The sequence below is a fragment of the Candidatus Avelusimicrobium alvi genome (assembly GCF_958451995.1).
Lineage (GTDB): Bacteria > Elusimicrobiota > Elusimicrobia > Elusimicrobiales > Elusimicrobiaceae > Avelusimicrobium > Avelusimicrobium alvi.
Map to the genome: position 1 here is coordinate 18,902 of NZ_CAUDSG010000019.1, position 12,011 is coordinate 30,912.

Genomic DNA, 12,011 nt, shown 5'->3' on the forward strand with positions numbered 1-12,011 from the left:
GCGCGCAGTCTGCGCGGCGGGCGGTTCTTTAAACGGAGCGATTTTTCAATTTTGTTTGGGGATTGCGGTTTTCTTTGCGCCGCGGCATAGTGTAAATTATGTCGGGAGCAAAAAAGCCGCAAGCCCGCGGAAAATGGAAAATCGTGCGGGGGTCATCTTCGGATGAACGCCCAGCCGTCCTGGAAGGCAAAATCTAAACCCGCCAAGTGCGGTAGTAGTCCTAACGGATAAATGCACGGGCCTAAACACGGTTTAGGCAGAAGGCAGCTACTCTATAAAATAAGGAAAATAAATAAAATGGCTAAATTAACCCAAGAAGAATTAGTAAACGCTATTGCTGAACTCACCGTTCTGGAACTTTCCGAACTCGTGAAAGCTATTGAAGAAAAATTCGGCGTGAAAGCCGCCGCCCCGGCCGTGGCCGTTGCCGCCGCTGCCGCCCCGGCCGCCGCTGCCGCTGAAGAAAAAGATGAATTCAACGTTGTGTTGACCGCTGTTGATGCCGCCAAGAAAATCGGCGTGATCAAAATCGTGCGCGAAATCACCGGCCTGGGCCTCAAAGAAGCCAAAGACCTGGTTGAATCCGCCCCGAAAGCCGTGAAAGAAAACGTTGCCAAAGCTGAAGCTGAAGAACTCAAAAAGAAAATCACCGAAGCCGGCGGCACCGTAGAACTCAAATAGTTCAACCGACGAATTATTAATCCCATCCCCCGGTCAAACGGGGGTTGGGATTACGTACCCTTAATAGGGGTATAACGGCGGACCGCTTGCGTAAGCCGTATGTGCGTGGCGGCACGCGTACAGTCCGCTCTAAACAGCAGGAAGAACAGAAATGATTGAAAAACAAACAAATTTCGGCAAAATTTCCACCAAGCTTCCCTTACCAGATTTGCTGGACATGCAAAAACAGTCGTTTGTAGACTTTTTGCAGCTGGATGTCCCTCCCGCCAAGCGGGAATTAAAAGGCCTGCAAGCCGCTTTTGAAGACGTTTTCCCTATTGAAGCTCCCGACGGGAGTATGAGACTTGAATTTTTAAAATATGAACTGGGCTCTCCCCGCTACGCCACCCCGGCAGAAGCCGCCGTGCGCGACAGCACCTACTCCGCTCCCTTAAAAGCCCTGATGCGCTTGTACGTCAAGCAGAAAAACGGAAAGATGAAAGAAGCGTCCGACCAGGACGTAACCCTTTGCGATTTGCCCCTGATGACCGACGCCGGCTGCTTCGTGTTCAACGGCGCCGAACGCGTTATCGTCAGCCAGATGCACCGCTCTCCGGGCATCATTTTTGAAGAAGACGAAGAGAAAAAACAGTCTACCTTCGGTAAACGCCTCTACGTGGCCCGCATTATTCCGTACCGCGGCGCGTGGATTGAATTTTCGTTTGACCTCATGAACGCTTTGTGGGTCCGCATTGACCGGAAGAAAAAAGTGCTGGCCTCCACGTTCCTTCGCGCCTGCGGTCTGGAAACCAACGCACAGATTATCCAGACGTTCTACAACTGCGAAGACATTGAAGTCAAAGCCTCTAACATTGACGGCGTCATCGGCCGCTACGCCGCGGACGATATTTACGATCCGGCCACCGGCGAAGTGCTGTGGAACCTGGACGATAAAGCCGCCCTGCCGATTGACGACAAATTGTTCAAAACTTTAATTGAAAAGAAAGTCAAAACGATTAAAGTCATTTCCGGCAAACCGCGCCAGGACGACCCCGGTATTTTGGCGACCTTGGAACACCGCAAGGATTCCATCCGCACCGCCGCCGAAGCCCAGGCCGAAATTTACAAAAAGATGAGAGGGCAGGATTTCGTCGTGAAAGAACAGGCGGAAACCTTCCTCAACAACCTGATTTTTGACAACATCCGCAGATACGATTTAAGCTTTGTCGGCCGCTACAAAATCAACAAAAAATTTGCGAAGATGTTTGATTTAATCAGCAAATTTAAATTCAAAAAATTCACGACTCCGTCCGAAAAACGCCGCACCCTGGCCCCGGAAGACATCATCGTTACGGTGAAGTACCTCCTGGCCTTAAACGCCGGCGAAGACGCCCAGAAAATGTACGGCGACGACTTTACCTTTAAAGTGGACGACATTGACCACTTGGGCAACCGCCGCGTGCGCGGCATCGGCGAGCTGTTGGAAAACCAAATCCGCGTGGGCCTTTCGCAGATGGCGAAAACCGCGCGCGACCGCATGAACCGCGAGCTGACTTCCTTCACGCCCCGCGCGCTTGTAAACGCGCAGCCCGTGCAGGCCATCATCCGCAAGTTCTTCGGCACCTCCCAGCTTTCGCAGTTTATGGACCAGATTAACCCCCTGGGCGAACTGACCCATAAACGCAGACTGTCCGCCTTGGGTCCCGGCGGTTTAAACCGCAAACGCGCGGGCTTTGAAGTGCGCGACGTACACTATACGCACTACGGCCGCGTGTGCCCGATTGAAACCCCGGAAGGTCCGAACATCGGTCTTATCACTTCTCTTGCGTGCTACTCCAAGGTAAACAAATACGGTTTGATTGAAACGCCGTACCGCAAAGTGGTAAGCGGCAAAGTAACGGACCAGGTGGAAGAACTGACCGCCGACGCCGAAGACGACAAGTACGTAGCCCAGGCCAATACGCCGATGGGCAAAGACGGCAAAATTGACGCCGATTTGGTCGCCTGCCGCGTCCGCTCGGACTATCCGATGATTGCGCCTAAAGACGTAGACTATATGGACGTTTCCCCGCTGCAGGTCATCAGCGTTTCCGCCGCCTTGATTCCTTTCCTGGAACACGACGACGCCAACCGCGCGCTGATGGGTTGTAACATGCAGCGCCAGGGCGTACCGCTTTTAATGCCGGAAGCTCCGTACGTGGGCACCGGTATTGAGCACGAAGTGGCGCGCGACTCCGGCACCGCCGTTGTGGCCCGCCGCGACGGCCGCGTCCAGTTCGCCGACGCTTCCAAAATCATCGTGGAAACCAGAGACGGTTCCTCCGACGTATACGAACTTTTGAAATACAAACGTTCCAACCAGGATACCTGCATCAACCAGCATCCTATCGTCAAAGCGGGCGACAATGTAAAAGCCCGCCAGGTAATTGCCGACGGTCCGTCTATGGACAACGGCTACCTGGCCCTGGGCCGCAATATGCTCGTGGGCTTTATGTGCTGGGAAGGGTATAACTACGAAGACGCCATCCTGGTGTCCTCCCGCCTGGTGAAGGACGATGTGTTTACCTCCATCCACCTGCACGAATTTACGGTGGACGCCCGCAACACCAAACTCGGCGCGGAAGAAATCACCCGCGATATTCCGAACATTGGCGCGGAAGCGCTGTCCCACCTGGACAACGACGGTATCGTGCTGCCGGCCACGGTAGTGGAACCCGGCGACATCCTGGTCGGTAAAGTTACGCCGAAAGGCGAACAGCAGCTGACGCCGGAAGAAAGACTGTTAAAAGTCATCTTCGGTAAAAAAGCCGACGACGTGGTGGACGCTTCTCTGCGCGTTCCGCCCGGCACCAGCGGCAAAATCCTGGGCACCCGCGTATTCGTGCGCAAGGAAAAACTGACCAAGGCCGAAGAAAAAGCCCGCCTGGCCGCGCTGGAAGATGAAAAAGATTCCACGCTGGAACTTTTAAAAGAACAGCGCAAACGCGCTTTGAACAACGCCAAAGAATCCATCAAGAAAGAAGCGGACCTCAAGAAAGAAGAAGCCCGCATCAACGCGCTGTACAAATTGATGGAAAAGAAAGCCGTGGAACACTACGAACGCGAGATTGAGTTCTCCAAACAGGGCGACGAGCTCGCCGTTACGGTGAACAAATCCGTTAAAGTGTACATCGCTTCCAAACGCAAACTGCACGTGGGCGACAAGATGTCCGGCCGCCACGGTAACAAAGGCGTTGTGGCCCGCATCCTGCCGGAAGAGGATATGCCCTTCCTGCCGGATGGCACCCCGCTTGACATCGTGCTTTCCCCGCTGGGTATTCCTTCCCGTATGAACGTGGGACAGCTGCTTGAAACGATGCTCGGCTGGGCCGCGCATTACCTCCACTACAACGCCGCCACCCCGGTCTTTGACGGACCGAGCGAAGCGGAAGTGGTGGAACAAATCCGCAAAGCTAAAGAGAAAATTTTGGACGATAAGGGACTCACCGGCAAAGCCCGCGAAGAATACGCGGCCAAATACCTGCCGGACGATTACTGCCGCATTACGCTCTACGACGGCAGAACCGGCGAGCCTTTTGAAGAAAAAGTAACCATCGGCTACATGTATATGATGAAGCTGATCCACTTGGTGGAAGACAAGGTGCACTCCCGCTCCACGGGTCCTTACAGCTTGATTACGCGCCAGCCTTTGGGCGGTAAAGCCCAGTTCGGCGGCCAGCGTTTCGGCGAAATGGAAGTGTGGGCCATGGAAGGGTACGGCGCCACGTACACCCTGCAGGAATTCCTGACGGTGAAGTCTGACGATTTCGTCGGCCGCACCAAAATGTATGAATCCATCGTCAAAGGCGAAGCTCCCACCCAGCCCGGCGTGCCCGAGTCCTTTAAAGTGCTTATTAAAGAACTCCAGGCGCTCGGCCTGAGCGTTGATTTGCTAAAGAAGGTTGAGGACGGCGCTTCCGCGCCGTCCGCCTCCGCCGAACAAACGGAAGAGGCCCAAACCGAGGCGCCCGCAGAAGCCGGGGCCGCTAAATAAGCCGGGGATTTGAAAAATGCAAACGAAAAAAGTCAAAAAATTGAACGAACTCAACTTCTTCGACTTCGATGCCATTAAACTGGGCATCGCCAGTCCGGAACAAATTATGGCCTGGTCTTTCGGCGAAGTCAAAAAGCCGGAAACCATCAACTACCGCACCCTTAAACCGGAGCGCGACGGCTTATTCTGCGAACGCATTTTCGGCCCCACCAAGGACTACGAATGCTCCTGCGGCAAATACCGCTGGGTAAAATTTAAAGGCATTAAGTGCGACCGCTGCGGCGTGGAAATTACGGAAAGCAAAGTCCGCCGTGAACGCATGGGCCACATTGAGCTGGCCGTGCCCGTGGCGCATGTGTGGTTCCTGCGCAAAAACCCGTCCAGAATCGGTATCATCCTGGATATGCGCACGAGCGATTTGGAACGCGTGGTGTATTATGCCGCTTACGTGGTGATTGAAGACTGCGTGGACAGCGTAACCGGCCGCGTGGACTTCAAAAAAGGCACCCTGCTCTCCGACGTGCAGGTGCGCGAAGCCCGCAAAAAACACGGTGCCAGACTCAAAGTGGACATCGGCGCGCCGGCCATTAAAACCCTTTTGGAAGGCATTGATTTTGACAAAGAAATCCCTGTCCTTCACGAACAGTTAAAAGCCACCCAGAGCGAAATGGAACGCACCAAACTCATCCGCCGCATCAAAACGATGGAAGAGTTCAAGGAAAGCGGCAACCGCCCGGAATGGATGATTTTAAGCGTACTGCCCGTCATCCCGCCGGATCTGCGCCCGCTCGTTCCGCTTGACGGCGGCCGCTTTGCCGCTTCGGATCTGAACGATTTATACAGAAGAATCATCAACCGCAACAACCGCTTGAAACACATTGAATCCCTGCGCGCGCCCGAAGTAATGATTTACAACGAAAAGCGCCTCCTGCAGGAAGCGGTGGACGCCCTGATTGAAAACGGCGCCCGCGGCAAATTCTTCATCGGGCCCGGCGGCAGACCGTTAAAATCCCTGTCTGACAGCATTAAGGGCAAACACGGCCGCTTCCGCCAGAACCTGCTGGGTAAACGCGTGGACTATTCCGGCCGCTCCGTCATCGTGGTCGGCCCGAACTTAAAACTCCACCAGTGCGGTTTGCCCAAACTGATGGCGCTGGAACTCTTTAAACCTTTTATCATCGGCGAATTGATGAAAAAAGAAGGCGTAACGCTTAAATCCGCCAAAAAGATGCTGGAAAGAGTCCGCCCGGAAATCTGGGACATCCTGGAAAAAGTAACCAAGAACCACCCCGTTATGCTCAACCGCGCCCCTACCCTGCACCGCCTGGGTATTCAGGCGTTTGAGCCGGTGCTTATTGAAGGCAAGGCCATTCAGCTCCATCCGCTGACCTGCGCCGCTTTCAACGCCGACTTTGACGGTGACCAGATGGCCGTTCACGTGCCGCTGTCGCTGGAAGCGCAGATGGAAGCCCGCACGCTGATGCTCGCGTCCAACAACATTCTGTCTCCCGCGTCCGGCAAACCGATTGCCGCTCCTTCGCACGATATGGTCTTGGGCGTAAGCTTCCTGACCAAAATCAAAGAAGGCGACATCGGCGAAGGCTCCATTTTCGGCAGCAAAGAAGACGCGCTGATTGCGCTGGAATACGGCAAACTCTCGTACCACGCCAAAATCAAAGTGCGCGGCATCAACGCCATCCCGGAACCGGGTTTGGAAGGCAAAGACGAAAAAGACGCCTCCAAATGGAAAGATTTTACTTCCGTGGGCCGCATTATTTTCAACCAGGCCATGCCTAAAGGCTGGGAATACATCAACAAGACGATCGGCAAAAAAGAGCTGGCCGCCTTGGTGGACGAATGCTACAAGAGCAAAAAGTACGGCCGCTACGAAGCCGTGCAGCTTTTGGACAAGATTATGAAGATGGGCTATCACTACGCCACGCTGTCCGGCCTGTCCATCTCCATCGCCGACATGACGATTCCCTCCGTCAAACAGAAATATATTGACGACGCCAAAAAGAAAGTGAAAGAAATTCAGGCCCAGGCCGAAGCCGGTATCATCACCGAAGGCGAACGCTACAACAAAGTTATTGATATCTGGACCCGCGTTACGGACGACGTAGCCAACGAACTGTTCAAAGAAATGAAAAAGTTTGAAGAGTCCAAATACGATCCGGCCAACAAAGAACACAGCGGCCAGCGCTTTAACTCCGTCTATTTGATGGCGGACTCCGGCGCGCGCGGTTCCCGCCAGCAGGTGCGCCAGCTGGCCGGTATGCGCGGTCTGATGGCTAAACCGCAGAAGAAACTGACCGGCGGTCAGGGCGAAATTATTGAAAGCCCCATCACCGCCAACTTCCGCGAAGGTCTGTCCGTGCTGGAATACTTTATTTCCACTCACGGCGGACGCAAAGGTTTGTCCGATACGGCTTTGAAAACGGCCGACGCCGGTTACCTGACCCGCCGTCTGGTAGACGTTGCCCATAACGTAGTGGTGACGGAAGAAGACTGCGGCACGCATAACGGCATTGTCGTTAAGTCTTTGATGAGCGGCGAAGAAATGGTGGAACCCATTGAAGAACGTATTTTGGGCCGCACCAGCCTGGAAAACGTCGTGGTCAAAGTGAAAAAAGCCGACGGCAGCGAAGAAGAGAAAACCATCATTAAAGAAGGCGATCTCATTACGCTGGAACAGAGCAAACTGGTCAAAAAATACGGCGTGGAATCCGTACGCATCCGCTCCGTGCTGACCTGCGAAGCGCCCTTCGGCGTGTGCGCGAAATGCTACGGCTTGTCGCTGGCGACCTCTTCCAAGAGCAACCCGGGCGACTCGGTCGGCATTATTGCCGCGCAGTCCATCGGCGAACCCGGCACGCAGCTTACGCTTCGTACCTTCCACATCGGCGGTACGGCCTCGCGCGTGCTTTCCCGCAGCCAGGCGGTGGCCGAAATAGACGGTAAGGTAACGTTTAAAGACATCAAAATCATTACCAACCGCTACGACAACAAAATTTGTATCTCCAGAAACGGCTCTATCTTTGTAGAAGCCGGAAATGGTACAATAAAAGAATACAAGATTCAGTACGGCGCTTCCGTGTACACCGCGGATAAAGCGACCGTCAAAAAAGGTTCCCTGCTCGCGGAGTGGGACCCGCACTCTATTCCTGTGCTGGCCGAAGTGCCCGGCACGGTGAAACTTACTGACGTTATTGAAGGTATCACCTTGCAGGAAGAGCGCAACAAAGTAACGGGCGTAATCGAGAGAAAAATTACCGCCAGCCGCATGGGTAAGAAAAACCCGCGTATCAGCATTGACGGCAAAGATAAAAAAATCAGCCTGCCGCTGCCTATTGATACGATTCTGATGGTGGAAAACGGTGAAGACGTGGAACCCGGAGACGTGCTTGCGAAAATCGCGCGCGAAGCCGGCGGCACGAAAGACATCACCGGCGGTCTGCCCAGAATTGCGGAATTGTTTGAAGCCAGACGGCCCCGCAACCCGGCAATTATTTCCGAGTTTGAAGGTATCGTCAGCCTTGAAACCTCGCCCAAAGGTTTAATTGAGGTGGTCGTGCGGAACGAAGAGACCAACCAGGTCAAGCAGTACAGCATTCCGCAGGGCAAACACCTTGTCGTATATGAAGGCGACCACGTCGGCGTGGGCGAAGCCCTGACCGACGGCGCCATTGACCCTCACGACGTGCTGCGCGTGAAGGGCGAAAAAGAAGCGCAAGAGTTCCTGTTAAACGCCATCCAAGAAGTGTACCGCTTGCAGGGCGTTACAATTAACGACAGACATATTGAGGTTATTGTCCGTCAGATGTTGGGGAACGTAAAAATTCTGGATGCGGGAGACACGCATTTCCTGAAAGGCGAAATCTTAAGCCGCGCGAGCTGGCTCAGAGAAAACGCGAAGATGAAGGCCGAAGGCAAACGTTTAGCCGACGCCGAAACCATCCTTTTGGGTATCAGCAAAGCGTCCCTCGCTTCCGAATCGTTTATTTCCGCGGCCTCGTTCCAGGAGACGACCAAAGTCCTCACGGACGCCGCCATTACGGGCCAGGTGGACGAATTGCAGGGCCTGAAAGAGAACGTAATCGTAGGCCATTTGATTCCGGCGGGTACGGGTATTTCCGCCAGACAAATCGCCGATGAGTTTGAACAAAAACGCAAAGAAACAGGAGAGAAGTAATAATGCCAACAGTAAACCAATTAGTGAAATACGGACGGGCGAAAGAATCCAACCGGACCAAATCCCCGGCGTTGCAGTCCTGCCCCCAGAGAAGAGGCGTCTGCACCCGTGTTTATACCACGACCCCTAAAAAACCGAACTCTGCTTTGAGAAAGGTCGCCCGTGTTAAACTTACTTCCAAGGTGGAAGTAACGGCTTACATCCCCGGCGTGGGGCATAACCTCCAGGAACACTCCATCGTGCTCGTGCGCGGCGGCCGTGTGAAAGACTTGCCTGGTGTGCGCTACCACATCATCCGCGGCGCGCTTGACGCGTCCGGCGTTGAAAACAGAAAACAAGGCCGCTCTCTTTACGGCGTAAAGAGACCCAAAGCCGCGAAATAATTTTTAGGAGTTAAAAAACACATATGCCGAGAAAAGGTTTAAGACCCAGAGACAGAAGACCGCAGCCCGCGCCGGATTATAAATATAATTCCGTGCTGGTTTCGCGGTTTATAAACAAATTAAATTTTGCGGGCAAGACTTCCACCGCCGAACGTCTGCTTGACGATGCGATGGCCATCATTGCCGAAAAAACCAAAGAAAACGCCCTTGACGTTTTCACCAAATGCATTGAAAACGTGCGCCCCTTGGTGGAAGTAAAAGCCCGCCGCGTCGGCGGCGCCAACTACCAGGTGCCGACCGAAGTCAAACCCTTGCGCAGCAGCTCGCTGGCGATGAGATGGCTGATCGGCGCCGCGCAGAGCCGCAAAGGCCGCCCGATGGCTGAAAAACTGGCCGAAGAAATTATGCTGGGCGCCAAAAAAGAAGGCACCGCCTTCAAAAAACGCGAAGACGTGCATAAAATGGCCGAAGCCAACCGCGCGTTCGCTCATTTTAAATGGTAATCGGGAAGTAAGATATGGCTGAATTCAAAACCTATCCGTTAAGCAAAATCAGAAACATCGGTATTATCGCTCACATTGACGCTGGTAAGACCACGACTTCCGAACGCATCCTGTACTATACGGGCAAAGTGCACAAAATCGGCGAAACGCACGACGGCGCTTCCGTAACCGACTGGATGGAACAGGAAAGAGAGAGAGGCATCACCATCACCTCCGCCGCCATTTACTGCGTGTGGAAAGACTGCCAGCTCAACATCATTGACACTCCCGGCCACGTGGACTTCACGGCCGAGGTGGAACGTTCTTTGCGCGTTCTTGACGGCGCCGTTTGCTGCTTTGACGGCGTGCAGGGTGTAGAGCCCCAGTCTGAAACCGTATGGCGCCAGGCTGACAAATACCGTGTTCCCCGTATCGCTTACATCAATAAAATGGACCGCGTCGGCGCGGACTTTATCCGCTCCGCCAACTCCATTAAAGAAAAATTGGGCGGCAACGCCTGCCCGATCCAGCTGCCCATCGGCGCCGAAGACAAATTCGTCGGCATCGTGGACCTGGTTAAAATGAAAGGCGTCATCTGGGACGGCGACCATAACGGAGCCACTTTTAACGAAGTGGAAATCCCGGCCGACCTCGTAGACGCCGCCAAAAAAGCGCATACGGAAATGATTGAAAAGCTCGCCGACTTTGACGAAGCCATTATGGAACGTTACTTGGGCGGCGAAACGGACTTTACGGTTGAAGAAATCAAAAAAGCCATCCGCAAAGGCACGCTTACCGGTAAATTCTTCCCCGTTATCTGCGGTTCTTCCTATAAAAACAAAGGCGTACAGCCGCTTTTGGACTGCGTAAACGACTATCTTCCCTCTCCTGAAGATGTCCCCGCCGTCAAAGGAACCAACCCCAACACGGGCGAAGAAGTAACCCGCAAGGCTTCCAACAGCGAACCTTTCTGCGGCCTTATCTTTAAAGTGCAGACCGACCCCTTTGTGGGTAAACTCAGCTTCTTCCGCATTTATTCCGGGACCTTAAAAGCCGGCGACGCCGTCTTCTTCCCGGGTAAAAACGCCACGGAACGCGTTGGCCGTATGATGCGTATGATGGCGGACAAGCGCGAAGAAGTCAAAGAACTCGGCGCCGGCGAAATCGCCGCCACCGTGGCCATCAAAAACTCCCGCGTGGGTCAGACCATCTGCTCTCCCGAACATCCGATTGTGCTGGAAAGCATCACGTTCCCGGAACCGGTAATCTCCATTGCCGTGGAACCCAAATCTAAAGCCGACGAAGAAAAGATGGGCATCGCCCTGGGCAGACTGGCCGAAGAAGACCAGACTTTCCGCGTGCGCACCGACGAAGAAACCCGCCAGACCGTTATTTCCGGTATGGGCGAGCTTCACCTGGACATCATTGTGGACCGCATGAAACGCGAGTTCAACGTACAGGCCAACGTAGGCGCGCCGCAGGTGGCCTACCGCGAAACCATCACCAAGACGGTTACCCAGGAAACCAAATTCGTGCGCCAGTCCGGCGGCCGCGGTCAGTACGGCCACGTGCTCCTCAGACTGGAACCGCAGGAAAAAGGCAAAGGGTTTGAATTCATCAACGAAGTTACCCAGGGCCGTATTCCGAAAGAATACATCCCCGCTATTGAAAAAGGCTGCCGCGAGGCGCTGGATTCCGGCGCGATTGCCGGATATCCCTTGGTGGATATTAAAGTGGCCGTGTATGACGGTTCTTTCCACGAAGTGGACTCCTCCGAAATGGCCTTTAAAATCGCCGCTTCCATGGCTTTGAAAGACGGCGCCAAGAAGGCCGGCCCGGTCATTCTGGAACCTATCATGAAAGTGGAAGTCGTGGCTCCGGAAGCCAACCTGGGTGATATCATCGGCGACCTGAGCTCCCGCCGCGGCCAAATCGGCGAAATGGGCGTCAGAGGCAACGTGCGCTATGTACGCGCCGAAGTGCCGCTCGCCGAAATGTTCGGTTACGCCACCAACGTCCGCTCCCTGTCTCAGGGCCGCGCGTCGTTTACGATGGAACCGAGCCACTACGCCGAAGTACCCGCGAACGTTGCGAAAGCGATTATTGAAAAACGCACCGCGGAGAAAGTAGCCGCTTAAAACTTTTCCCTTGCGCCCGTGCAAGCGGGCGCAAGGTTTGCATCTGCTAACTGAAGGAGTGTAAACAAAATGGCAAAGGAAAAATTTTCCCGCAGCAAACCGCACGTAAACGTCGGGACGATT

6 protein-coding genes are annotated in these 12,011 nt (G+C 54.1%); all 6 read left to right on the top strand.

Annotated elements, in window-relative coordinates:
* Window positions 1-297: 297 nt before the first annotated feature.
* The 6 genes from rplL (at window position 298) to fusA (ending at window position 11,888) form a co-directional block, all read left to right on the top strand.
* On the top strand, window positions 298-681 hold the full coding sequence (gene rplL / locus ACQY36_RS04910; RefSeq protein WP_428056849.1) for a 50S ribosomal protein L7/L12: 384 nt from the start codon (window positions 298-300) through the stop codon (window positions 679-681).
* Between the two features lie 151 nt (window positions 682-832).
* A complete protein-coding gene (rpoB, locus tag ACQY36_RS04915; protein ID WP_428056851.1) occupies window positions 833-4,693 on the top strand; it encodes a DNA-directed RNA polymerase subunit beta in 3,861 nt (1,286 codons plus the stop codon).
* 16 nt (window positions 4,694-4,709) lie between these two features.
* Window positions 4,710-8,885: a DNA-directed RNA polymerase subunit beta' gene (gene rpoC / locus ACQY36_RS04920; RefSeq protein WP_428056853.1), complete on the top strand. Its 4,176-nt coding sequence runs from the start codon at window positions 4,710-4,712 to the stop codon at window positions 8,883-8,885.
* A 2-nt stretch (window positions 8,886-8,887) separates the two neighbouring features.
* Entirely contained in the window at window positions 8,888-9,268 is a 381-nt protein-coding gene (gene rpsL / locus ACQY36_RS04925) for a 30S ribosomal protein S12 (RefSeq protein ID WP_428056855.1), read from the top strand.
* A 23-nt stretch (window positions 9,269-9,291) separates the two neighbouring features.
* Entirely contained in the window at window positions 9,292-9,771 is a 480-nt protein-coding gene (gene rpsG / locus ACQY36_RS04930) for a 30S ribosomal protein S7 (RefSeq protein ID WP_428056857.1), read from the top strand.
* 14 nt (window positions 9,772-9,785) lie between these two features.
* Window positions 9,786-11,888, top strand: a complete 2,103-nt coding sequence (gene fusA / locus ACQY36_RS04935) for an elongation factor G (protein WP_428071781.1) — start codon at window positions 9,786-9,788, stop codon at window positions 11,886-11,888.
* Window positions 11,889-12,011: the final 123 nt, after the last annotated feature.